Here is a 23,642-nt window from a genome sequence, read left to right as displayed (position 1 = left end):
GGGACGAAATCGCTATAGCGCCACGCTTCGCGAGCGTCAGGCCGCATGGGTTGCTTCAGGCGGCCGGCATTCATGTCGGTTGCCGAGTTCCGTGTCCGGGCGTACTCGGAGCCCCGAACTTTAGATTGAACAAGGTGCCGAAATGGCCGTCCCCAAAAGAAAAACCTCGCCCTCCAAGCGCGGCATGCGCCGTGGCCACGATTCGCTGACGATCGCGTCGTTTCAGGAATGCCCGAACTGTGGCGAACTGAAGCGTCCGCATAACCTCTGCGGCTCGTGCGGCCATTACAATGGTCGTGAAATCCTCTCGGTCGAGGGTTGAGGTCCAAAGCCTCTAACTTGAACGAGGGATAGACAATGCCCGACAGCGGCTGGATCGCGGTCGATGCGATGGGTGGCGATGACGGGCTGGCAGTGATGCTCGCCGGTGTCGCACGCGCGCGCCATCGGTACGAGGGCATGCACTTCTTCCTGGTCGGCGACGAAACGGCGATTCGCGAAGAACTGAAGTCGCATCCGAATCTCGCGCAGAATTCGGAGATCGTCCACGCACCCGAAGTCGTCGGCTCGAGCGAAAAGCCGAGTCAGGCGATTCGGCGTGCGAAGACGACATCGATGGGCATTGCGATCGACCTCGTGAAAAAGGGTCGCGCCGCAGCCGCGGTGTCGTCGGGTAACACCGGCGCGTTGATGGCGATGGCGAAGATCTCGCTGCGGATGCTGCCTGGGATCGACCGACCCGCACTCGCAGCCCGTCTGCCGACGCTCGGCGACACCGACATGGTGATGCTCGACCTCGGTGCGAACACCGAGTGCGATTCGCGCAATCTTGTCCAGTTCGCGATTATGGGCGCCGCCTATGCCCGCACCGCGCTCGACATCCCGCACCCCCGCGTCGCGCTGCTGAATATCGGTAGCGAGGACATGAAGGGCACCGACGAGATTCGTGACGCCGCCGCGCAGCTGCGCGCGACGCCATCGGTCGACATGAAGTTCGAGGGCTTCATCGAGGGCGACCGGCTGTCCCGCGGCGAGGTCGACGTGGTCGTGTGCGACGGTTTCTCGGGCAACATCGCGCTGAAGACCGCGGAGGGAACCGCGCGATTCGTCGCCGACCTGCTCAAGCGGGCGTTCCGCAGCTCGGTCCGCTCGAAGCTCGGCTTCCTGATCTCGAAGCCCGCCACCGAGTTGCTGCGCGATCACCTCGATCCGAACAATCACAACGGTGCGGTCTTTCTCGGGCTGAACGGCATCGTCGTGAAGAGCCATGGCGGCGCCAATGAGCGCGGCGTGGCGACCGCGATCGGCAACGCTGCGAAGATGGTCCGCAACGACCTGGTGCGGCGGATCGCCGACGATCTCGGTAACGTGGAGAAGGCGGCATGATCCGTTCGGTCGTCCTGGGCACCGGATCCGCCCTGCCCGCCCGCCGCGTCTCCAACGCCGAACTCGCGGAACAGGTCGACACGACCGACGAGTGGATCGTCGAGCGTACCGGCATCCGCTTCCGCCATATCGCCGGCGAAGGCGAGACGACCGCGACGCTCGCCGCCGATGCGTGCCGTGCCGCGCTGTCCGCCGCGGGGATCGAACCAGAGAGCATCGACCTGATCGTGCTCGCCACCGCGACTCCCGACCAGACCTTTCCGTCCAGCGCTACCAAGGTGCAGGCGATGCTCGGGATCGACGATTGCGTCGCGTTCGACGTGGCCGCTGTCTGTTCGGGTTTCCTCTACGCGGTCCAGGTCGTCGACAGCATGATCCGCAGCGGCGTCGCCAAGCGCGCGCTGGTGATCGGCGCGGAGACGTTCAGCCGCATCCTCGACTGGGAAGACCGGACGACCTGCGTGCTGTTCGGCGACGGCGCCGGCGCGATCGTACTGGAAGCGCAGGATAGCGCCGACGAGGGTGGCCGCGGAATCCTGACCACGAAACTGCACGCCGATGGCCGCCACAACGAGCTTCTGTATGTCGATGGCGGCGTGTCGACGACCGGCACCGTGGGCAAGCTGCGCATGAAGGGCCGAGAGGTGTTCCGTCATGCGGTGACCAACCTGGCCTCGGTCATGACCGAGTCGCTGGCGATGGCCGGGCTGGAGTCTTCGGCGGTCGACTGGGTCGTGCCCCACCAGGCGAATGCGCGGATCCTCGACGCGACCGCCCGCAAACTGGGCCTCGCACCCGAGAAAGTCGTCGTCACCGTCGATCAGCACGCCAACACGTCGGCCGCTTCCGTGCCGCTCGCCCTGGACGTCGCGGTGCGCGATGGACGTATACGGCAGGGCCAGATCGTCGTGCTCGAGGCGATGGGTGGCGGGTTTACCTGGGGTGCCGCGGTTATCCGCTTCTAATCGTTTCGAAACATGTCGATTCGCTTGTAGAACAAATCCCTTCCGATCGTCTCCGCGCCTGTGTAGGAGGAGCGCCGAGTGTGGGAGCTTGCAAATGACTATGACTGGCACTTTGACGCGGGCCGATCTGGCCGAGTCCCTTCACCGCGAAGTCGGGCTGTCGCGTGCGGATTCATCGAAGATCGTCGAACAGATCCTCGCAGAAATGTGCGGCGCCCTGTCGCATGGTGAGAACGTGAAGATTTCGGGGTTCGGTACGTTCGTGCTCCGCGACAAGGGTGAGCGCGTCGGTCGCAACCCGAAGACCGGCATCGAAGTGCCGATCGCACCGCGCCGCGTCCTCACGTTCCGCGCGAGCCAGATGATGCGTGAGCGCATCGTCGGTGCCGGCTGAGCCAATGCCTGGCGACGCCGACGACGGCGCGCCCTCGACTGGTGAGGCTGGCTCGACGCCTGCCACCAAGACCGAGGCGGCGTTTCGCACGATCGGCGAACTATCCGCCGATACCGGACTGCCGCAGCATATCCTGCGCTATTGGGAAACGCGGTTCCCGCAGCTCCGACCGTTGCAGCGCGCCGGCAATCGTCGCTATTACAGGGCCGAGGACGTCGCGCTGGTGCGGCGGATCGACACGCTGCTGAACCGCGAGGGCTATACGGTGCGCGGCGTGCAGCAGTTGCTTGCCGGCGAGAAGTCCCCACCGGCCGCGCCTCCTTCAGATCGCCCCGCACAAGCGGACTCGCCGATCCCCGCATTGAAGGCGATCCGGGCGCTTCTGGCACAGGCTCTGATCGAGGACGCCGCCTAAGCGCGTTGTTCTGGATCGGCCATGGGAAACGGGGGAAGGCTAGGCCCTCCCCCGCATATCTCAGGCGTCGCTGCCCAGCGTCTTCTTGGCGGCATCGAGGGCTGCCTTGCCGGTCTTGCGCACCGTCTTGGCGGTACCATCGGCAGCCTTTTCGACGGTCGAGCCGGCCTTGCGACCCAGACCGATCGACTTGGCCATCGCGCGGCGCGCTTCCGAATAGGTCGCAGCGACCATCGGATAGTCGGGCTTCAGGTTGAAGCGTTCGCGGTACTGCTCGGGCGTCAGGCCGTTGGTCGAAAGATGACGACGCAACGTCTTGTACTTCTTGCCGTCCAGCATCGAGATGATGTGATCCGGCGACGCGAGCGACTTGCGCACCGAAACCGCCGGCTCGGCTGCAGGAACCGCAGCAGCTTCGGGCTCGGCTTCGCCGTTACCGGACAGCTTTGCGACAGCGGCATGCATCGCCACCAGAAATGCCGGCACGTCATCGGCCGCAGTGCGGGTGTTGGGGTTTGCGAGCCATGCTGCCGTCAGTTCGGCAGCCAATTCAACCGTGTTAATCGTATCCGTCACGCTATTTCCTTGAATTCATCATGTATCCCCCGGCGAACGCCTACAGCCTTTGCTGGCGAATGAACACTGTATGTTTGGGTGTACTCGCGATCCAATACTCAGACCGAAAGAAGAATAGGTTTCCCGTTTTTCAAAACGACCGCGATCCCCAACATTGTGGATGGGTCGTTTTGTTTCCGGTCTATTCGACCTCCGCCAATGCACCGAGGATGCTGGTATCGGGTTGATAAGACTTCACCGCGCCAGTCGTTCCGGAACGCCACGGAAATATTTGCCGCCACCGCCGCCTGGTCCGCCGGGATCCGCGCGGTGGCGGCCATGATCGCGTGCATCCCGTCGCAATTGCCTTGCCGGCCGGGCTCGCCATTGGGTCGTCGCCGTTAGTCAAGGCGCGGGCCGGTCGGAGCGCTCCCTTCCCTGTCGATCGGGCGGCCGGGTCGTCGGACCCCAGCCGCCCGACCAGCCGCCCGACCCGTGTCAGCCCAGCGTCAGACCAGCGTCAGACCAGCGTCAGACCTACATCGACGTTACCGCGCGTCGCATTCGAATACGGGCAGATCTGATGCGCCGCATCCACCAGCTTCTTCGCCTGATCGCGCTCGATACCCGGCAGCGAAACGGCAAGATCGGTCGTGATACCGAAGCCACCCTCCGAACGCGGTCCGATGCCGACCTTGGCAGTGACCGCGACGTCGTCGGGAATTTTCATCTTCAATTGCTGGCCCGCGACCTTCAGCGCGCCGATGAAGCAGGCGGAATAACCTGCTGCGAACAGCTGCTCGGGATTGCTGCCGTCGCCGCCCGCGCCGCCCAGTTCCTTAGGGGTCGAAAGCGCGACCTCGAAACGGCCGTCCTGCGAGCGCGCATGGCCGTCACGACCACCGGTCGCGGTGGCTTCGGTGCTGTACTTGACATCGATCGACATGATGCATCTCCGTAATTGTTATCGCGATAATAGATTTAGGTAGCCCTAGTGCTGACGTCCAGTATATTTGTCGCGATAAGCATTTTTGTGATACTCGGTGGCCATGAAGAGTTCTGCCGTGTCCGATCCGCTCCCGTTGCCGCTGGACGACCAGCTCTGCTTTTCGCTCTATGCCACGACGATCGCGATCAACCGCGCGTACAAGCCCGTGCTCGACCGCCTGGGGATCACCTATCCGCAGTTTCTCGTGCTCCAGACCCTGAACGAGGCGGGGGACGGCTGTTCGATCGGGGCGATCGCCGACCGACTGGCGCTCGAACCGAGCACCATCACGCCGCTGGCGAAGCGGCTGGAGGTCGCCGGGCTGGTGACGCGGGTGCGTAACCCTGCGGACGAACGCCAGGTCCGGGTGCGCCTGACCGAAGCCGGCAAGTCCCGCTGGGCGGAGACCGGATGCCTCGGACCGATGATCGTGAAACGCTCGGGGATGACACCCGAGCGTCTGGCGGCGCTCAATACCGAAGTGGCCGCGCTCCGCCGTGCGCTGGCGGACAGTCGACCAGTCCCGTCCTGACCGTTCCCGTGGTCAGGGCCCCGCGTTCAGGGACCCGCGTTCAGGGAATTGCCCGGATAGGCGACAGCGGCTCGATCGTGCAAACAGCCGACGATGACTCCGCGCGCGCCCGTCCCTGCCCCGTTTCGTGTATCCCTTCCCGATCTGCCATGGTTGCTCGGCTATGCGGTGGCGTTCTGGGTGGCGCACCATATCGCCTCGGAATGGGGCGGTCGGGGCTTCTATTCTCTGCTCTATCCGGCGGCGGGTTTCCGCATGGCGCTGCTATGGCGGCGCGGTCCCCGGCTACTTCCGGGGTTGGTGATCGCCGAAATTCTGGTGCAGTGCACGACGGGCGTGATCGATCTCCGTTCTCCAGAATGGGCAATCCACCTGACCGGAGTTATCAGGCCCCCGCTGGCTTATAGCCTGGTCGTCCTGCTCGTTCGCAACCTCGCGGGTCGCGCCCGTACGAGCATGAGCGTGGCGCCGATGCCACTCGGGCTGGCGTCGGTCGGCGCACCGATCGCCGCGGCCCTGGCCGCCTTGCCATGGTCGTTGCTGCGTCCCGATCTCACCGGCGTTTCAGGGCTGCGCGAGGTGGTGACGTCGCTGACCGCGTTCGTGGTCGGCGACCTGCTGGGGGTCCTGCTGCTCACGCCGCCGCTGCTCTGGCTCGCCGAATTCCTGTCCGGCACCGCATCGCGGCCGGAGAAGCCGCGGACATCCGCCGTGATCGAGGCAGTCGGCGTTCTAGCAACCTCGATCGGAACCGAGATCCTGCTCGCGAAAATCGGCCTCGGGACGCCCCATACGCCCGTCCTGCTGGCGGTGGCGTGGATCGGCCTGCGATCCGGCCGCACCGCAAGTTGGCTTGCCATCGTCGTCGTTGCCGCGATCGTGCTGCCGCGGACCGCGATGCCGATGCGGATGGACGAACGGCTGGCCCTGCATATGAGCCTCGCATCGATCATGGTCGTCGGGTATCTCGCCGGCAGCTTCGCCGATGCGCAGACCCGCGCGCGCGGCGACCTCGAACGCCGGGATCGCCTGCTGTTCCAGGCCGAGCGGCTGAAGACGTTGCGGGCGATGTCGGTCGCGGTCATCCACGAGATCAGCCAACCTTTGTCCACGCTGGCGATCGAGGCCAAGCACCTGCACGAGATCACCGTGTCGGCCGACCCTGAGATCGCCACGACCGCCGCCTTGGTCGATCGCAAGGCAGCCGCGCTCTCCACGCTGGTCCGTCGATTGCGGCGCTTCGGAGGACGGGCGGTCGATGAACCGACGCCGTTGCCGCTCGCTGCGCTGATCGATACCGTCGCGGCGTTGTCACACCCCGAAGCGAAATCGCGGGGCGTGGCGCTCACGATCGAGACGGTCGACCCGGACCTCGTCGTGCTCGCACAGGAAGTCGAACTCGCGCAGGCGATCGTCAACCTCGTGCGCAATGCGGTCCAGGCCCAGGGCAACGGCGCGGTCTCGCTTGGCGTGGCCAGCGCGGACGGCGAAGCGCGGATCGTCGTGACCAACCGATGTCGGCCCGATCGCCAGCCACAGCCGGGCATGGGTATCGGCGTCCTCGTGGCCCGCGCGATCGTCGAGGCGCATGGCGGCAGGCTTACCAGGACAAGCGATGACACCGGCGAAACCCGCGCGACGATCCTCCTCCCGTTGCTGGGTGAAACCGAATGACCGATCCTGCCTGCGGACTCGTCTATGTCGTCGACGACGATCGGGATCTCGGCGCTGCCGTCGCCCGGTTGCTCGGTCGCCACGGCCATGTCGCCGAGCCGTTCCTCGATCCTGTGCCGCTGCTTGCGGTATACGGGCAGGCACCCGCGCATTGCATCGTCACCGACGTGATGATGGGCGATATCGACGGATTCGACTTTGCCGATCGGGTTCGCACCGTCGACCCGGCCGTCGCGATTGTCTTCATGACCGCGTGGCCGACGACCGCCAATGCGGTCGACTCGGTGCGCCGCTATGGCGGCCTCGATTATCTCGAAAAACCGATCGACGAGGATCGGCTGCTGGCCGCCGTCTGCGAAGGCGTCGCCTGGTCCAAGGCACAGCGCTCGGCGCTCGCCCGCACCGCGGCGCTGACACCGCGCCAGCGCCAAGTGTTCGATCTGCTGGTCAAGGGACACAATAACCAGGCGATCGCCGCCGCACTCGCTATCAGTCCCAAGACGGTGGAGGACCACCGGGCCGCGATCGTCGCGAAGACCGGTACCAACGGCATCGCCCAGTTGATCGCCCTCGCCCGGTAACCCGCGCAGATCATAACGCGGGCGCAGATCGGTATATTTCCCGGATTGGGGGCAGCGTACCTTCGAGATACCGATCGTCGATGATGACGTCGCTAGATCGGTTATGAATTGCCAGCCTTGAAAGAACTGTCGGTTACCTGCCGGATGAACGTCAATGGCAGATGGTCGGACGGGTGTATCCATGACGTCTCCGATCGGGGACTTCTCGTTTCCAGCGCGATGCCCCCCGCTATTGGCACCTATGTCGATATCCGGCGCGGGGCGCTCGTGATCATCGGACGTGTCGTCTGGAGCGGTGGCAGTCGCTTCGGGGTGCGGACCCAGGACCCGGTCAGCGTCGCCGCGCTTTTGAACGAATCCCCGCCGAACCGTGGCCCGGCAAAACCCGATCGGCGTAGCCATATCCGCGAAGACTTCAGCCGGCACACTGTCCAGCAAGCCGATCGCAGCAGACGCCACTCGTCGGCCTTGCAGTTCATATGCCTGACGCTCATCGGCATGGGGATGGCGGGCTTCGCCGCAATCCTCTGTTATCGGGCGCTCACCACACCATTCGGCGCAGTTGCCGCGCTGCTTGGCGGCCCCGTGACATGAGCGCCGCCGGCTAAGCATCGGCACCGAAAGGTCATATAAAGAATTCCTTATATGTCGCTTGACCGTCTTCCTGGAAGCTGGGACACCGGCGTGTCGAGGTTCTTCGGTCGCGCAATCGTCCAGAAGCTAAGACGGGAAGCCGGTGCGGATCTCCTTTGAGGAACCAGATCCCAGGCCGGCGCTGCCCCCGCAACTGTAAGCGGCGAGCGACGGTCGATGAGTGTCACTGGCGGTAGACCCCGCCGGGAAGGCCAGACCGGCGTTATGACCCGCGAGCCAGGAGACCTGCCTCCGACGCGATAACGTCCACCGGCGGGGATCCCGGGCTGGCTGCTTGCATGCACGCGGCCGGACATTCCGAACGCGGCCTGTTTCGTGTCCAACCGTCTTCTTCGCCCTTCACCGGGGTATGAAGACCATGACCGTCACGATCGGCGCTCGCCGCAAACGCCACTACGCCTGCATCGCCGCCGGCTTCGTCATCGGTCTGCCGTCGACGGCTAACGCGCAAGCCGCCGAACCGACATCCGAGGACATTCTGGTTACCGGTCGCCACGAAGCGGACCTGACGGTGCCCAACGAAACGGCCAGCCGGCTCAACCTATCGCCGCTGGAGACGCCGGCGACGTTGTCGGTCATCGACGGCGCCACGATCCGCGCGCGCGGCGACATGGCGATCGCCGATGCGGAAAGCCGCGCACCGGGCATCACCAGCGTCGGCAATCTCGGCAATGGCGGCACTGCACTCGCGGCGCGTGGGTTCAGTGGCCAGGGGTCGGTGCTCCAGCTGATCGACGGCGTGCGCCTGTTTCCCGCAGCCGGGACGGTTACTTTCCCGACCGATCCGTGGATGGTCGAGCGGATCGACATCCTCAACGGGCCTGCGTCGGTGCTGTACGGCCAGGGCGCGCTGGGCGGTGCGGTCAACGTGCTGATGCGCCAGCCGAACGCCCAGCGCATCGAAATCGACGGCGAGATCGGCTATGGCTCGCAAGACACCGCCCATGTCGCGGCGGGCGTCGGGGGGCCGGCAGGCGAGCGCCTGTCCTACCGCGTCGACGGCAGCTACCGCCGGTCCGACGGATATGTCGACCGAGGGGAATCGCGCAGTTACGCACTGTCCGCGACGGTGCGCTGGAGCCCGACCGATACGCTCGCCGTCACGGTTCGCGACGATTACGGCAACCAGAACCCGATGCGCTATTTCGGCACGCCATTGATCGGCGGCCGGCTCGACGACGACAATCGTCGCCGCAACTACAACACGCGCGACGGCTATGTTCGCTCTCGCGACCACCGCACCAGCATCCAGGCCGACTGGACGCCATTGACGGCGCTGACCGTCAGCAATCAGGCGTATCGGCTGACGTCGAAACGGTCCTGGCTCAACCTCGAAAGCTATTGCTGGGTCGCGACGGACGGCGCCTGCCCGAACGGCAACGGTGGCCGCGCCGCCACGCCCGGCCGCATCTACCGCACGGACATGACCGGCATCGTCCACGACCAGACGCAATGGGGCGATCACGGTAGCGTGACGGTCCGCACGCCGATCGCGGACGGCCTGTCCAATGACGTCGTCGTTGGGTTCGACGTCAACTTGGTCAAGCTGACCTACTCGCATAATTTCGGGGCCGAGCCGCAGGTGTCGCAGGTCGACCCGTACGATTTCGATCCGGGCGTCATCGTCGACACGCAGGGGGTCGCGCCGCGCTATCGGACGCGGACCACCGAATATGCGGTGTTTGCCGAGGATCGGCTGAAGCTCGGCGAGCATGTCTCGATCGTCGGCGGGATCCGCTACGAACGCGACCGGATCCAGCGCTGGACGATCGATGGTCCGACCGACGCCTTCGCACTCGACAAGCGCCTGCACAACACGACCTGGCGCATCGGCAGCGTCTACCAGCCGGTCCCGACCGTCTCGCTCTATGCGCAGTACGCGACCGGGGTCGACCCGCTGGGGACGCTGACCACCTATTCGACCGGGCAAGTCCAGTTCGGCAACGCCGTGGGCGATCAAGTCGAGATCGGCGCCAAGGCGGTGTTCCTCGACGGCCGGGGTACGGCGACCTTGGCGGCGTACCGTATCGTCAAGACGGGACTGCTCGCGCAACGCACGCCGACCAGTCCGATCGAGCAGGTCGGGCAGCGATCCGCCAAGGGCATCGAAGCCGCGGTCTCGATCGACCTGCCAAAGGGTCTCGGGATCGACGCGAACGGCAGCGTTCTGAACGCCCGGTTCGACGACTTCATGTCGGGGCCCGCGAACTATGCCGGCAACACCCCGCCCGACGTGCCCGAGACGATGGCGAACCTGTGGCTGCGCTGGACCGCGACGCCGACCGTTCAGGCCCGCGCCGGACTGCGCTGTGTCGGCCGCCGCTTCTCGGACAACGCCAACGATTTCCGGATCCCGGGATACGTCACGGTCGACACCACGCTGTCCTATGCGGTGACCCCGCGCGTCGCCGTGGATCTTCACGTCTATAACCTGTTCGACGCGGCCTATGCGATCAACAGCTACGGCGTGCAGCAATGGATCCTGGGCCGGCCTCGCGCCGTGGACGTCTCGCTCCGTGCCGGTTTCTAGCCGCCGCCACCCCGCATCGCTCGCCAAGATGAGCCGGCGCTGGCTCTATCTCGTGCACCGCTGGATCGGGATTGCGAGCTGCCTGCTGTTCGCGATGTGGTTTTCGTCGGGACTCGTGATGATCTACGTCCCCTACCCCTCGCTCTCGCCGGCCGAGCATCTCGCGCATGCCGAGCCGATCGACTGGCGGGCGGTGGACGTGCCGCCGCCGCTCGATACCGGGCGATGGCCCCAGGGCCTGCGGCTCGAAATGCGCGACGACGTGCCGGTCTGGCAGATCGAGCCATGGGCGGGCGAACGGCGGACCATCGCCGCACACGGTGGGGCCGTCCTCGCCCCGGTCGATGCCGGATACGCCGCGCGCATCGCACGCCGCTTCGGTCATGCCCCCGTCGCCGGCACCGAACTCCTAGCGCGCGACCAGTGGACCGTGGGCGGCGGCTTCGACCGGCATCGCCCCTTGTGGAAGGTGACGCTTGCAGACCCGCCGGGGAGCGACGTGTACGTTTCCTCCTCGACCGGCAGCGTGGTACAGGCGACGACCCGACATGAGCGGCTGTGGAACTGGCTCGGGTCGGTGCCGCACTGGCTCTACCCTACCGTTTTGCGGCAGGATAACGCCGCATGGCGCCAGGTCGTGATGTGGGTCTCGGGACCCTGCATCGCGGCAGCCGTCGCAGGCATGTGGATCGGGATCCTCAGAACGCGGCTTGGCCGGCATCGGTTCAGCGGAGGCCGCATGTCACCCTATCGCGGCTGGATGCTGTGGCACCATCTGGCGGGACTAATCGGCGGGGGCTTCCTGATCGCGTGGATCGTCAGCGGGTGGCTCTCGGTCGATCCGGGCCACCTGTTCCGCAGCGTCCCGCCGGCCGAAGCCGCGGTTCGGGCCTATGTCGCGTCGGATCAGGTCCCCGCAGTGCAGTTCGATCGGCTCGCCACCGCTGGCGCGGGCGCCGTCCGCGCGCGTCTGACCGACTATGCGAACACGCCGCTCGTCGTCCTCGACTATGCAGACGGCCGAAGGACCACGCTGAGCGCACTCTCGCTCGCGCCCGCGCGTCCTACAACGACCGCCATCGCCGCCACCGCGCGCCGTCTTCAGGCCGGCGCATCGCTGATCGCGCTCGATCGGCTGACGACGCCTGACGCCTATTGGTACGAGGTCGGCGGCACGCCGCGCCTGCCGATCCTGCGCCTGCGGTTCGACGACCCGGCCTCGACCTGGCTCTATGTCGATCCTGCGACCGGCGAGGTGCTGGCGACGGTCGACCGTCGCCGGCGCGCCTATCGCTGGGCGTTCGACCTGTTCCACAAATGGGATCTGAACACGCTGACGCAGCATCGCCCGGTCTGGGATCTGTGGCTGTGGCTCGCGTCGATCGCCGGGCTGGTCACGTCGATCAGCGGCGTCTGGCTTGGCTGGAAAAGGTTGAAGCGCCGACGGCCGTAAGCAGTCGGCGAACGCCCTCAGATCTTGTAGTAATCGCGGTACCAGCGGGCGAAGCGGGTCAGGCCTTCTTCGAGCATCACCTGCGGCTGGTAGCCGGTCAGCGCCTTGAGCTTCGATACGTCCGCATAGGTCGCGGTGACGTCGCCCGGCTGCATCGGCTTCATGATCTTCACCGCCTCGCGGCCGATCGCGGTTTCCAGCGTCGAGATCATCGCCATGAGTCCGACGGGATGGCTATCGCCGATGTTGAGCACGCGGTGCTCGCGCAATGCCGGGGGATGATCGAGCGCGCCGACGATACCGGTCACGATATCGTCGATATAGGTGAAGTCGCGGGCCATCTTGCCCTCGCCGTAGACCTCGATCGGCTGCCCGGCCAAAATCTTGTCGGTGAAGGAGAAATAAGCCATGTCCGGCCGGCCCCAGGGGCCATAGACGGTGAAGAACCGCAGGCCAGTCTGCGGAAAACCGTAGAGCGTCGCATAGGACTGGCTCATCAATTCGCATGCGCGTTTGGTCGCCGCATATAGCGACACCGGCATGACCGATGGCTCGTCCTCGCTGAACCCCTGCCCGCCCATCGGCTTGTCGCCGTAAACCGAGCTCGACGAGGCATAGACCAGATGCTCGAACTGCGGCTGGTGCCGGCATGCTTCCATCACCGCGAGATGACCCGCGAGGTTCGACTTCTCGTACGCGAACGGGTTTTCGATGCTGTACCGAACCCCCGCCTGCGCCGCGAGATGCACCACCCGGGTCACGCCGTTGTCGGATACCAGACCCGCCACGCCCTCGACATCCGACACGTCCATCCGGTGGAAAGCGAAGTTCTGCTTCCCCTCGAAGGTCGCCAGCCGCGCCTCTTTCAACCTTGGATCGTAGTAATCGTTGACGTTGTCGATACCGATCACCGTCTCGCCGCGATCGAGCAGACGGCGCGCCGTCGCATGGCCGATAAAGCCTGCGACGCCGGTGACGAGAACGGGTGCGACCACGATCAGCGGCCCACCGCGATGTAGGTGAAGCCGGCATTCTCGACGATGTCGCGCGGGTAGATGTTGCGGAGATCGATCAGGATCGGCTCCGACAGCAACGACTTGACGCGCTTCAGATCGAGCGCGCGGAACGCGTCCCATTCGGTGACGATGACGAGCGCATCGGCACCTTCCATCGTCGCATAGGTATCGTCCTTGAAATCGACGTTCTGGAGCAGCTTGGCCGCCTGTTCCATGCCCTCGGGATCATAGGCCTGGACGCGCGCGCCCGCATCCTGGAGCAACTGGATCACCGCGATCGCCGGGCTGTCGCGCATGTCGTCGGTATTCGGCTTGAACGTAAGGCCGAGCACTGCGACCGTCTTGCCGCGCACTTCGTCGCCCATCGCCGCGATGACCTTACGGCCCATCGCACGCTTGCGGTTCTCGTTGACCGCGACCACGGCCTCGACGATCCGCTGCGGGGCTTCGTAATCCTGGCTGGTCTTGAGCAGCGCCAGCGTGTCCTTGGGGAAGCACGAGCCGCCATAGCCCGGCCCTGCGTTGAGGAACTTCGCGCCGATCCGGTTGTCGAGCCCGATGCCGCGCGCGACCTCCTGGACGTCCGCCCCGACCTTTTCGCACAGGTCGGCGATCTCGTTGATGAAGGTGATCTTGGTCGCGAGGAAGGCGTTACCGGCATATTTGGTCAGTTCTGCGCCGCGCCGCGACATCTCGATCACCGGCGAGCGGTTGAGGCTCAGCGGGCGATAGATTTCGCGCATCACCGCCATCGCGCGCTCGTCGTGACCACCGATGACGACGCGGTCGGGCCGCTTGAAGTCGTCGATCGCGGCGCCTTCGCGCAGGAATTCGGGGTTGGAGACGACGGCGAATTCCGCATCCGGGTTGTTCTCGCGCAGGATCCGCTCGACTTCGTCGCCGGTGCCGACCGGAACGGTCGACTTGGTGATGACGACGGTGAAGCCGCTGACCGCCTTTGCGACCTCGGCAGCAGCCGCAAAGACATAGCCGAGATCGGCATGGCCGTCGCCGCGCCGCGACGGCGTACCGACCGCGATGAACACCGCTTCGGCACCCTTTACGCCTTCGGTCAGATCGGTGGTGAACGCCAGGCGGCCGCCCCTGACGTTGGTTTCGACCAACGCCTGAAGCCCGGGCTCGAAGATCGGAATTCGACCGGCATGCAGCGCGTCGATCTTGCTCGCGTCCTTGTCGACGCAAACGACGTCATGACCGAAGTCGGCGAAACACGCCCCCGACACCAGTCCGACATACCCTGTTCCAATTACCGCGATCCGCATGGTCGTTTTCTCACATCTGGCACGGTCTGCGGACAGACCAACTCTGCTGCATAGCAGCGTGTGGGGCATGCTGGTGCGGCCTTTCCCGCATTTTGGCAAGGGGCCGAGCGATAGCCTGCCCTCCAGTCGGGACGCATTTCGTTTCAACAATCGGGGCGCTACAAATTTGCTGCACCGCAAAATTTATTGTAAAAAAAAGACAGTGAACGCGATTTTAACGGTTTTGATTAGCCTCGGTGCCATGAGTTTCTGCGAGGTACACGGGCGACGTTATGGAGATGCCCCATGCCCAACTCGACCGCTTCCGCCAGCTCGTTCCTGTCGACATTGGGCGTTAACGCTCACTCCGGAAACGCTAATAATGCGTACGGCAATGCCAGCCTGACGATCAGCAGCCTGAACTATCTGGGTATCGGCACGGTGCGCGACACGTTGCCGGGATCGGGAGTCGGTAACGCAGTCGTTAACGCGATGGCGGCCGCGGGGGTCAAATTCGACTTCGTGACGTCGTCGGGCCTGCCCGCGACCGGGGCTTCGGGGCTGGCCAACTATGTCGCGTCGCTGGAGGACTTCCAGACCCGGCATGCGGGTAGCATCGTCGCGGTCGAAGGGCTGAACGAGATCAACACGCAGGAGTTCAGCTACAACGGCAGCGGCTCCCTGGCGGCGGCTGTCGAGTATCAGAAGGCGCTGTATACCGCGGTGAAGGGCAATGCCGGATTGTCGGGCGTGTCGGTCATCAACCTGTCGGTCGCGCTGGAAAGCCCGTCGGCCTATGCAGAGATCGGCGATCTCGGCGCGTATTCCGACTTTGCCAACGCCCACGCCTATACCGCGTCGGGCGGACTGTCCGATAAGGTGATGGAAGCGTCGATGGCGCGCGCGGCGGCGGCGTCGAAGGGCGACAAGATCGTCATCACCGAGACGGGCTACACCACGCTGTCGAGCGATCCGGGCCTGGGCGTCAACGAAAGCGCGCAGGCCAAGCTGACGGTGAACGCATTGCTCACCGCGTTCGAGAACGGGTCGAGCCAGACCTTCCTGTACGAGCTGTTCGACAGCAGCCTCAACCCGAGCGGCTCCGAAAAGGAGTTCCACTTCGGCCTGTTCAACGCCGACGGCACGCCCAAGCAGGCGGCGACCGCGGTCCATAACCTGACCAGCCTGCTCTCCTATGTCGATGCCGGAACCGGCACTGCGGCATCGGCCGCGACCGCCTATTCGCTCGGCGGCATGCCCGCGGACGGCCATTCGCTGACGCTGACCAAGACCAACGGCGCGTATGACATCCTGCTGTGGCGCGATGCCAATCTGTGGAACACCACGACCCAGTCCGAAACCGCGCTGGCGACGAAGACCGTCACGATCGATCTCGGCGGCATGCAGAAGACGGTATACGTCTACGATCCGCTGCGGGGGAGCGCGCCGATCGCGAGCTATACCAACGTCAGCCAGATCACGCTGGCGGTCGGCGATCGCGCCCTGGTCGTCGAAGTCGGGTCGAAGTCCGCCTATACCGAGACCGCCACTGCCGTCCCCGCCGCGCTGAGCACGACCGCGGACGGTCTGGTCGCGCAGATCGACAAGCTGGCGGGATCGACCGGGTTGAAGACGATCACGCTGAGCGACAGCGCGGTGCTGAACGTCGCCTCGGTATCGACGATGCGGTACATGATCGCCAATTACGGCGCGGTGCTGGCGAAGGTCGAAGGCGGCTATTCGTTCAAGGTCACAGAGACCGGCGTCGGCTGGAAGGAAGAACAGGCGTTCGATGCCAAGGGCATCCTCGTCTCGACCGCCGATTACGGCTATCTCGGCGGCGTCATTTCGAACGTCCACACCGAATATGCGACCGGCGTGATCAGCGACCAGAGCTATACCATGGGCAAGCTGTCGGCGACGATCGTCGACGATCCGAAGCTCGGGCGGACCGTCACCAGCTACGACATCGCGACCGGCAAGCCGACGACGATGACGGTCGCGGGCAAGGACGGCAGCAATGCCGCGACGGTGTACAAGAACGGTATCGTGTCGACCTACACGATGACCGCGGCGGACGGTTCCAGGGTCACCGATACCTATGACGCCGCCGGCAAGCGGATCAGCGAGGTCCAGGTCGATACCAAGAACGTCTGGACGACGCTGCAATATGACGCGAGCGGCGACGTCTCGCGCAAGTTCGTGCAGCGGCCCGACGGCAGCAGCGAGAGCTATGCGTACAAGCTGACCGGCCTCGCATACGTGACCGAGCATCAGGTGGTGAACACGAAGGGCGTGGTGACGCTGGTCGAGCGGCTGCGCGGCGACGGCACGCCGGTGACCACCGCGCAGACCTTTGCCGATGGCGGCAAGATCTCCAGCACGTTCGGTACAAACGGCCAGTTGCTGACCAAGGTGACGAACGCGGCGGACGGCACGCGCACCTCGCTGACCTACGACGCGACCACCAGCAAACTGGCGTCGAGCGTGGTCCAGACTTCGGCCGGCGCGACCACGACGATCACCTATGTCGGCGGCGCGATGAGCGACCGGACGCTGGTCCGCGCCGATGGCAGCCGGACCTCCGAGACGTTCGACGCGACTGGGCTGAAGACCCGGCAGGTCGATGTCGATACCGCCAAGACCTACACAACGCAGGTCTTCGACGCGACGACCGGCAAGCCGCAGCGCACCTATGTGCAATATACCGACGGTCGCAGCATCGTCACCAGCTACAACGTCACCGGCAAATCCTATGTGACCGAGGTCCAGACCACCGACAAGGCGGGCAAGGTCGTCTCGGTGGTGCGGCGCCATGCCGACGACACGCTCGACTACACCGACTCGTACGCGACCGACGGCAAGCGCACCACGACGGCCTATGACGCGAAGGGCCACAGGCTCAACCAGACCATTACCGCGGTCGGCGGCGGGCGCATCATCACCACCTACGACCCGACCACCGGCGGGCTGAAGAGCCTCCTCGAACTGGCGGCCAACGGCACGATCATCCGCAGCCAGACCTATAGCGGCGGCGGCCTGGTGAACGAGGACATCGTCAGCGAGCAGGGCAAGGTCACCTATACCTACAACAGCGCGGGTGCGAAGATCTCGCAGTTGCAGACCGATCCCGACGGCACGAAGACGACGACGCTGTTCAACGCGACCTCGGGCGCGGTGACCAAGGTGTATGTGGCCAATCCCGATGGCAGCGGCGTAACCCGCGCCTACGGCCTTACCGGCCTCGCCTGGAGCACCGAGATCCAGGTGACGGACGCCACCGGCAAGATGGTGTCGCTGACCCGCAGCGCCGCCGATGGCCGGCTGGTCTCGACCGATATCGTCCAGGGCAGCTCGAAGATCACGACGGCGTATGACTCGCAGGGTCGCCGCCAGACCGAAACGACCGTCACCGGCGACGTCGCCAAGGACGGTACGCGGACCGTGCTGACCTATGATCCGACGACCGCGACATTGGTGTCGCGCGTCGTCCAGTCCGCGATCGGCGGCACGGTCACCACCAGCTTCAAGGCCGGGGTCGTCGCACAGATGGTGTCGGTACTGCCCGACGGCAGCCGGTCGACGGTGACGTATGACGCCGCGGGCAAGAAGACCAACGAAGTGACCGTCGATACCGCGGGCACCTGGACCACGTCGGTGCTCGACGGTGCGGGTGCGGTCTCGAAGCGGTATATCAAGAATGCCGACGGCAGCGGCGAGACGCAGTCGTTCGGCATCACCGGCCAGGCCTGGACCACCGAGCGCAGCGTGTTCGACGCCATGGGCAAGGTCACGCTGGTCGTGCGCAGCCATGCCGACGGCAGCCCGGCATATCAGGAAACCAACGCCGCAGACGGCGCGCGCCTCCTCCAGACCTACGACGCGGCGGGCAAGCTCGCCCAGTCGGTGGCGATCGCGGCGACCGGCGAAACGCATACGCAGCAGTTCGATGCGACCACCGGGCTGATCACGCGCGACATCGGCCAGCTGGTCAACGGCGATGTCGCCACCTCGCTCTACGAGGACGGCAAGCTCGCCAGCCGACGGACCCAGGTCGCGGCCGGCGGCAAGATCGTCGAGGCGTATAACGCCGACGGATCGCGCACCGCCGACACCTATACCGCAGCCGGGATCCGGACGAGCGCGGTGGTCGTCGACGCGGCAGGCAGCTGGAACACGACGCTGTACGCCCCGACGACCGGCAAGCTGGCGAGCAACTTCATCGAGCGCGCCGACGGCACCGGCGAGAACACGCTGTATAACGTCACCGGCAAATCCTACGTCACGCAGACCCAGCTCGTCGACGGCAAGGGCGTGGTCGTTTCGGTCGTGCGCAAGCATGGCGACGGGACGCTCGACTATACCGAGACGCGCAATCCCGACGGCACCAGCCTGCTGACCTATTACGATGCCAAGGGCCGGAAGACGAAGGCCGCGACGATCGGCGACGGCAGCACGCAGACCAGCGAATATGATGCTGCGACCGGCGCGCTCGTGACTCGCACCGACGAGGCGAACGGGATCAAGCACAGCCGCGGCTTCGACACCGCGGGTCGGATGGTCAAGGACGTCACCGTCGATGCGCAGGGGCAGTGGACGACTCTGCTGTACGATCAGGCGGGTACGGTCACGCGCAAATACGTGACCGCGCCGGACGGCTCGGCAGTCAACACGGTCTATATGCCCGCGGGCTCCGACTATGCGGTCGGCGTGGTCAAGACCGATACGACCGGCAAGACGATATCGGTCGATCGCACCCATGCCGATGGCAGCCGCGCCTATGCGGAAGTGAACGATGCGACCGGCCGGACGCAGCAGTATTTCGACGTCGCCGGCCGCGAGCAGAGCAAGGCCGTGACCGATGCGGCCGGGCGTACGACGATGAACTTCGACACCGCGAAGGACCAGTTGTACGCGAGCAAGACCGAGCTTGCTGGCGGCGGCAGCATCGTTCGCAGCTATACCGCGGGTGTCATGACGGGCCGTACGACGACGACCGCCGCGGGCGTGGCGACCACTGAGAGCTTCGCCACCGCAGGCCATGCGATCGCCGACGCCCGGAGCGCGGCCAGCGGTTATGACGCGATCCTGGTCGGTGGCGCAGGCGGCGTTACCGGCTCGGTGGCGGACGAACTGCTGCTGGTCGACCGTAGCGGTGCGACCGTCGCGGGCGGTGGTGGCGACGATCGCTTCCTCGTCACGCTCGGCACCTCGGCGACGATCGCCGACTTCGGTGCGGGTCACGACCTGCTCGATCTCTCGGCGTTCGCCAAATCGGGGTATCAGCCGATGATGGAAATCTCGGGCAGCGACCTGACCGTGAAATACGATCAGGGCGCGACGATCACTCTGACCGGGGCAGCGGCGCACCGACTCGTGCAGACCTCGGCAAACAGCGGCGTTTACGCTTTCGGCTGACGCTTTGCGGCGCGCCTACCGGTTTAAGCGGTGAAGCGCGCCGCACCGCAACATCCGCTTAGGATTTAGGGCTTAACCATAACTCCACCGAATCGGTTTTGTGGAAGATGTTATGACCCCAGTCCGTATTCCCGCCGTCCGAGATCGGGCCGCATGAAGCATCAGACGATTCAGGACGATAGCGGCCTCGTAGCGCTGACCGCGTTGCTGGCAATCCATCGCATCGCGGTGGACGCCGATCAGCTGCGCCACGGTCTGGGGCATTTCCATTCGCTCGACGCCGACGCGCTGGTCCGGCTGGCGGGCGGCATCGACGGGGTCCGCGCCAAGACGCGGACCGCCAAGCCCGAGGATCTCGCCCGCCTGCCGCTGCCGGCGCTGGCGGACGGGCCCGAGGGGTGGTTCCTGATCGGCCGGATGCAGGGCGACGAGGTGCTGATCCAGCGCGCGCACGAGCCGGTCGCCAAGATCGACCTCGCGACGCTCGCAACGCTGTGGTCAGGCACGCTCGTCCTCGTGACCACGCGCGAGAGCGCGGCGCTGGCGAGCAAGGGCTTCGACTTTTCGTGGTTCATCCCGCAGATCGTCCGCTATCGCCGGCTGATCGGCGAGGTGCTGCTGATCACGCTGGCGCTCAACCTGCTCGGGCTCGCCGCGCCGCTGTTCTTCCAGAGCGTGGTCGACAAGGTGCTGGTCCACGGCACGCTGTCGACGTTGTCGGTGCTGACGTTCGGCTTCGTCGCGGTGTCGTTCTGGGAGACCGCGTTCGGCTGGCTGCGCACGCGGCTGTATTCGGAGACGAGCCAGAAGATCGACGTCGAGCTCGGCGCGCGGCTGTTCCGCCATCTGCTGCGGTTGCCGCTGAGCTATTTCGAATCGCGCCGCGTCGGCGATACCGCGATGCGCGTGCGTCAGCTCGAGACGATCCGCGAATTCCTCACCAACGCCTCGCTGACGGTGCTGATCGACCCCGTCTTCGCGGTCGTCTTCCTCGCAGTGATGGCGCTGTATTCGGTCAAGCTGTTCTTCGTCGCGGTGCTCGCCATCCCCGCCTATCTCGCGGTCGCGCTGCTGGTGACGGGGCCGCTGCGCAGCCGGCTCGACGAGAAGTTCGAGCGCGGTGCCGCGAACAACGCGCTGCTGGTCGAGAGCATCGCCGGGATCCAGACGGTCAAGGCCGCCGCGGTCGAGCCGCAGTGGCAGGACGCGTGGGAGCGCCGGCTGGCGGGCTATTCGGCCGCCAACCAGCGCGTCATCGACCTCGGCAATACCGGCAACAACGCGATCCAGCTGATCTCCAAGCTCAACATGGCGGCGATCTTGTATTTCGGCGCGCAGGCGGTGATCGCGCACGACCTGACGGTCGGCGGGCTGGTCGCGTTCAACATGTTCGCGCAGCGCGTCTCGGGCCCGGTGATCCGCATGGCGCAGCTGTGGCAGGAGTTCCAGCAGGTCCGGATCGCGGTCGAGCGGCTCGGCGACGTGCTCAACCACCGCGTCGAGCCGGGCGCGGGCAGCCAGACCGCGCTGCCCGCGATCCGTGGCAGCGTGACGTTCGAGAATGTCCGCTTCCGCTATGCCGATGATGGGCCGTGGACGCTCGACGACATCGACCTGGCGATCCCCGCCGGCTCGACGCTTGGCATCGTCGGCTCGTCGGGATCGGGCAAGTCGACGCTGACCAAGCTACTCCAGCGGCTCTACGTCCCCGCCAACGGCCGCGTGCTGGTCGACGGCGTCGACGTCGCGCAGATCGACCCGGCGTGGCTGCGGCGCCAGATCGGCGTGGTGTTGCAGGAGAACGTGCTGTTCAACCGCACGGTGCGCGAGAATATCGCGCTCGCCAACCCCGCGCTCCCGATCGACAAGGTGATGGCCGCCGCCGAAATGGCCGGCGCGCACGAGTTCATCTCCCGGATGCCGCAAGGCTATGACACGATGATCGAGGAGCGCGGCGCCAACCTGTCGGGCGGCCAGCGCCAGCGGCTCGCGATCGCGCGCGCGCTCGTCACGCAGCCGCGCATCCTGATCTTCGACGAGGCGACCTCCGCGCTCGATGCCGAGAGCGAGGAGATCATCCAGACCAACCTGAAGCAGATGGCGGTCGGCCGCACCGTCATCATCATCGCCCACCGCCTGTCCGCGATCCGGCAATGCGACCGGATCGTCGCGCTCGAAAAGGGGCGCCTGGTCGAACAGGGCTCGCACGACGAGCTGCTAAGCCATGGCGGCCGCTACGCCGACCTCTACCGACGCCAGATGGGCGTCCTGTACGGAATCGCCTCATGACCGCGCTCACGCACCATCTGTCGCTCGTCCGTCGCGCCTGGATCGAGGATCGCGCCACCCGCCGCGACCGTCGCATCCCGCTGGAGACCGCGTTTCTGCCCGCGGCGCTCGAGGTGATCGAGCGCCCAGTGTCGCCGACCGCGCGCATCACCGCGTGGCTGCTGCTCGGCGGGATGGCGGCGAGCGCGCTGTGGCTGACGCTCGGCCATGTCGATATCGTCGCGACCGCGGAGGGGCGGACGATCCCCGCCGACAGCGTCAAGCTGGTCCAGTCGGTGAGCGGCGGTCTGGTCCGCCGGATCTGGGTGCATGACGGCGACGTCGTCAAGCGCGGCCAGCCACTGGTCGATCTCGATCCGACCCTGTCCTCCGCCGACGAAGCGCAGGCGCGTCAGGCGTTGCTCACCGCCGAGATCGACGTGGCACGCAACGCCGCGATCGTCGATGGCCTCAGCGGCGGGCGCGGCGTCTTCACGGCGCCCCCCGGCACGCCCGCCGACGTGCTCGACACGCAGCGCCGGCTGGTCGCCGCCCAACTCGGCAGCGCCCGCGCGGCCGATGCCGGGCTCGCCGCCGCGCGTCGCTCCGCGCTCGCCGATGCGGCGGGGGCCGCGGATCAGGTGCGCGCGCTCGATGCCAACCGCCCGCTGATGGAACGCCAGGTGAAGGCGATCGAAACGCTGGGCGCGCGGGGCTATGCCAGCGGCCTGCGCGTGCTCGACATGCAGCGCCAGCGCCGTAGCGAAATGGGCAGTCGCGACGTCGCCGCGCAACAGCGCACGCGCGGGTTGTCCGAGGCGCAGCGCTATGGCGAGGAACTCAACCATTCGCGCGAACAGGCGCGCCAGATGGCGCTCGGCGATCTCGCCAAGGCGCAGTCGGATGCGATGCAGCGCCGCCAGGACCTCGCCAAGGCGAGCCAGCAGAGCCGGATGCAGCGGCTGGCCGCGCCGGTCGACGGCACCGTCCAGCAACTCGCGATCCACACCGTCGGCGGCGTGGTCGAGCCGGTGCGTACGTTGATGGTGGTGGTGCCCGACGGCAAGCTGACCGTCGAGGCCAAGCTGCTCAACCGCGATGCGGGCTTCGTCCGCGCCGGCCAGCCGGTCGCGCTCAAGCTCGAGGCGTATCCGTTCACGCGCTTCGGTACCGTACCCGGCCGGATCGTGTCCGTCAGCCGCGACGCGGTGCAGGACGAGAAGGGGCCGTCCTACTACATGGCGCGGATCGCGATGGACCAGCGGACGGTGAAGGCGGACGGACGCCAGATGACGCTGACGCCAGGTCTCGCCGTCACCGCGGATATCCGCACCGGCCGCCGTCGCCTGCTCGACTATATGCTCGACCCGGTATCGCGCGATGTCTCCGAAGCCGCGCGCGAGCGGTAGGGCAAGACGCGGCGTTACCCGGTAGGTAGGTCGTCGCAATCCATTCGAGACGGTCGCTCGTCATGCGGCCGATCGCCACTTGTGCGTCCAGCCCCCGCCCTGTCGCTCATGAAACAACGGGCTACTTCTTGTCGATGCTCGA

General features: G+C 65.9%; 18 protein-coding genes and 1 riboswitch. Of the genes, 14 read left to right on the top strand and 4 right to left on the bottom strand.

All coding sequences use genetic code 11. The features are described 5' to 3' along the window. Positions 1-142: 142 nt before the first annotated feature. The 5 genes from rpmF to EQZ23_RS14360 all read left to right on the top strand — a co-directional run bounded on the left by rpmF (position 143) and on the right by EQZ23_RS14360 (position 3,160). Positions 143-322: a 50S ribosomal protein L32 gene (rpmF, locus tag EQZ23_RS14380; protein WP_128455117.1), complete on the top strand. Its 180-nt coding sequence runs from the start codon at positions 143-145 to the stop codon at positions 320-322. A 35-nt stretch (positions 323-357) separates the two neighbouring features. Then, the gene (gene plsX, locus EQZ23_RS14375) at positions 358-1,386 is read left to right on the top strand and encodes a phosphate acyltransferase PlsX (RefSeq protein ID WP_128455116.1); all 1,029 of its coding nucleotides are present in this window, start codon (positions 358-360) and stop codon (positions 1,384-1,386) included. Continuing rightward, positions 1,383-2,351, top strand: coding sequence for a beta-ketoacyl-ACP synthase III (locus tag EQZ23_RS14370; RefSeq protein ID WP_128455115.1), 969 nt, complete (start codon positions 1,383-1,385; stop codon positions 2,349-2,351). The genes plsX and EQZ23_RS14370 overlap by 4 nt, the downstream gene beginning before the upstream one ends. Positions 2,352-2,445: 94 nt before the next feature. Beyond that, a complete protein-coding gene (locus tag EQZ23_RS14365) occupies positions 2,446-2,745 on the top strand; it encodes an integration host factor subunit alpha (RefSeq protein WP_128455114.1) in 300 nt (99 codons plus the stop codon). A gap of 4 nt (positions 2,746-2,749) precedes the next feature. Then, positions 2,750-3,160: a MerR family transcriptional regulator gene (locus EQZ23_RS14360; RefSeq protein WP_128455113.1), complete on the top strand. Its 411-nt coding sequence runs from the start codon at positions 2,750-2,752 to the stop codon at positions 3,158-3,160. A 60-nt stretch (positions 3,161-3,220) separates the two neighbouring features. Here the strand turns inward: EQZ23_RS14360 and EQZ23_RS14355 are convergent, their stop codons facing one another. Continuing rightward, positions 3,221-3,736: a MucR family transcriptional regulator gene (locus tag EQZ23_RS14355; RefSeq protein ID WP_128455112.1), complete on the bottom strand. Its 516-nt coding sequence runs from the start codon at positions 3,734-3,736 to the stop codon at positions 3,221-3,223. Positions 3,737-4,235: 499 nt separating this feature from the next. Beyond that, positions 4,236-4,661: an organic hydroperoxide resistance protein gene (locus EQZ23_RS14350; RefSeq protein WP_128455111.1), complete on the bottom strand. Its 426-nt coding sequence runs from the start codon at positions 4,659-4,661 to the stop codon at positions 4,236-4,238. Between the two features lie 103 nt (positions 4,662-4,764). Here EQZ23_RS14350 and EQZ23_RS14345 point away from each other — a divergent pair, with 103 nt between their 5' ends. From EQZ23_RS14345 to EQZ23_RS14320, 6 genes are all read left to right on the top strand, one after another. Then, positions 4,765-5,235: a MarR family transcriptional regulator gene (locus tag EQZ23_RS14345; protein ID WP_128455110.1), complete on the top strand. Its 471-nt coding sequence runs from the start codon at positions 4,765-4,767 to the stop codon at positions 5,233-5,235. Between the two features lie 93 nt (positions 5,236-5,328). Next, complete coding sequence (locus EQZ23_RS14340) at positions 5,329-6,909, top strand: HAMP domain-containing sensor histidine kinase (protein ID WP_128455109.1); 1,581 nt, start codon at positions 5,329-5,331, stop codon at positions 6,907-6,909. Continuing rightward, complete coding sequence (locus EQZ23_RS14335; RefSeq protein ID WP_128455108.1) at positions 6,906-7,490, top strand: response regulator; 585 nt, start codon at positions 6,906-6,908, stop codon at positions 7,488-7,490. The genes EQZ23_RS14340 and EQZ23_RS14335 overlap by 4 nt, the downstream gene beginning before the upstream one ends. A gap of 117 nt (positions 7,491-7,607) precedes the next feature. Beyond that, the gene (locus EQZ23_RS14330) at positions 7,608-8,084 is read left to right on the top strand and encodes a PilZ domain-containing protein (RefSeq protein ID WP_128455107.1); all 477 of its coding nucleotides are present in this window, start codon (positions 7,608-7,610) and stop codon (positions 8,082-8,084) included. Between the two features lie 79 nt (positions 8,085-8,163). Continuing rightward, a riboswitch (cobalamin riboswitch) is annotated at positions 8,164-8,392 on the top strand. A gap of 101 nt (positions 8,393-8,493) precedes the next feature. After that, the gene (locus EQZ23_RS14325; RefSeq protein WP_240663586.1) at positions 8,494-10,674 is read left to right on the top strand and encodes a TonB-dependent receptor; all 2,181 of its coding nucleotides are present in this window, start codon (positions 8,494-8,496) and stop codon (positions 10,672-10,674) included. A gap of 28 nt (positions 10,675-10,702) precedes the next feature. Then, positions 10,703-12,127 carry a PepSY domain-containing protein gene (locus EQZ23_RS14320; RefSeq protein WP_128455106.1) on the top strand — a complete coding sequence of 475 codons (1,425 nt, stop codon included), beginning with the start codon at positions 10,703-10,705 and terminating at the stop codon, positions 12,125-12,127. 17 nt (positions 12,128-12,144) lie between these two features. Here EQZ23_RS14320 and EQZ23_RS14315 read toward each other — a convergent pair whose 3' ends face one another. Together EQZ23_RS14315 and EQZ23_RS14310 are read right to left on the bottom strand one after the other, a co-directional pair. After that, positions 12,145-13,122: an NAD-dependent epimerase/dehydratase family protein gene (locus tag EQZ23_RS14315; protein ID WP_240663585.1), complete on the bottom strand. Its 978-nt coding sequence runs from the start codon at positions 13,120-13,122 to the stop codon at positions 12,145-12,147. Between the two features lie 2 nt (positions 13,123-13,124). Beyond that, positions 13,125-14,426 (bottom strand): UDP-glucose/GDP-mannose dehydrogenase family protein, encoded by a 1,302-nt coding sequence (locus tag EQZ23_RS14310; protein WP_240663584.1) that lies wholly within the window; start codon positions 14,424-14,426, stop codon positions 13,125-13,127. 285 nt (positions 14,427-14,711) lie between these two features. Here EQZ23_RS14310 and EQZ23_RS14305 point away from each other — a divergent pair, with 285 nt between their 5' ends. The 3 genes from EQZ23_RS14305 (at position 14,712) to EQZ23_RS14295 (ending at position 23,500) form a co-directional block, all read left to right on the top strand. Continuing rightward, positions 14,712-19,823, top strand: coding sequence for a hypothetical protein (locus EQZ23_RS14305; RefSeq protein WP_128455104.1), 5,112 nt, complete (start codon positions 14,712-14,714; stop codon positions 19,821-19,823). Positions 19,824-19,976: 153 nt separating this feature from the next. Continuing rightward, the gene (locus EQZ23_RS14300; protein ID WP_128455103.1) at positions 19,977-22,112 is read left to right on the top strand and encodes a type I secretion system permease/ATPase; all 2,136 of its coding nucleotides are present in this window, start codon (positions 19,977-19,979) and stop codon (positions 22,110-22,112) included. Then, on the top strand, positions 22,109-23,500 hold the full coding sequence (locus EQZ23_RS14295) for an HlyD family type I secretion periplasmic adaptor subunit (protein ID WP_128455102.1): 1,392 nt from the start codon (positions 22,109-22,111) through the stop codon (positions 23,498-23,500). The genes EQZ23_RS14300 and EQZ23_RS14295 overlap by 4 nt, the downstream gene beginning before the upstream one ends. Positions 23,501-23,642 lie beyond the last annotated feature (142 nt).

The sequence above is a fragment of the Sphingomonas sp. UV9 genome (assembly GCF_004101245.1).
GTDB lineage: Bacteria > Pseudomonadota > Alphaproteobacteria > Sphingomonadales > Sphingomonadaceae > Sphingomonas.
The sequence above is the reverse complement of the archived record's forward strand: the minus strand, read 5'-3'. Positions and strand labels throughout refer to the sequence as shown.

Excerpts from the sequence above, each read along its gene's own strand:
- EQZ23_RS14370 (WP_128455115.1), top strand. The coding sequence starts at position 1,383 with ATGATCCGTTCGGTCGTCCTGGGCACCGGATCCGCCCTGCCCGCCCGC.
- EQZ23_RS14305 (WP_128455104.1), top strand. The coding sequence starts at position 14,712 with ATGCCCAACTCGACCGCTTCCGCCAGCTCGTTCCTGTCGACATTGGGC.
- EQZ23_RS14295 (WP_128455102.1), top strand. The coding sequence starts at position 22,109 with ATGACCGCGCTCACGCACCATCTGTCGCTCGTCCGTCGCGCCTGGATC.
- rpmF (WP_128455117.1), top strand. The coding sequence starts at position 143 with ATGGCCGTCCCCAAAAGAAAAACCTCGCCCTCCAAGCGCGGCATGCGC.
- EQZ23_RS14340 (WP_128455109.1), top strand. The coding sequence starts at position 5,329 with ATGACTCCGCGCGCGCCCGTCCCTGCCCCGTTTCGTGTATCCCTTCCC.
- EQZ23_RS14310 (WP_240663584.1), bottom strand. The coding sequence starts at position 14,426 with ATGCGGATCGCGGTAATTGGAACAGGGTATGTCGGACTGGTGTCGGGG.
- EQZ23_RS14320 (WP_128455106.1), top strand. The coding sequence starts at position 10,703 with ATGAGCCGGCGCTGGCTCTATCTCGTGCACCGCTGGATCGGGATTGCG.
- EQZ23_RS14350 (WP_128455111.1), bottom strand. The coding sequence starts at position 4,661 with ATGTCGATCGATGTCAAGTACAGCACCGAAGCCACCGCGACCGGTGGT.
- plsX (WP_128455116.1), top strand. The coding sequence starts at position 358 with ATGCCCGACAGCGGCTGGATCGCGGTCGATGCGATGGGTGGCGATGAC.
- EQZ23_RS14365 (WP_128455114.1), top strand. The coding sequence starts at position 2,446 with ATGACTATGACTGGCACTTTGACGCGGGCCGATCTGGCCGAGTCCCTT.
- EQZ23_RS14300 (WP_128455103.1), top strand. The coding sequence starts at position 19,977 with ATGAAGCATCAGACGATTCAGGACGATAGCGGCCTCGTAGCGCTGACC.
- EQZ23_RS14345 (WP_128455110.1), top strand. The coding sequence starts at position 4,765 with ATGAAGAGTTCTGCCGTGTCCGATCCGCTCCCGTTGCCGCTGGACGAC.
- EQZ23_RS14360 (WP_128455113.1), top strand. The coding sequence starts at position 2,750 with ATGCCTGGCGACGCCGACGACGGCGCGCCCTCGACTGGTGAGGCTGGC.
- EQZ23_RS14335 (WP_128455108.1), top strand. The coding sequence starts at position 6,906 with ATGACCGATCCTGCCTGCGGACTCGTCTATGTCGTCGACGACGATCGG.
- EQZ23_RS14325 (WP_240663586.1), top strand. The coding sequence starts at position 8,494 with ATGAAGACCATGACCGTCACGATCGGCGCTCGCCGCAAACGCCACTAC.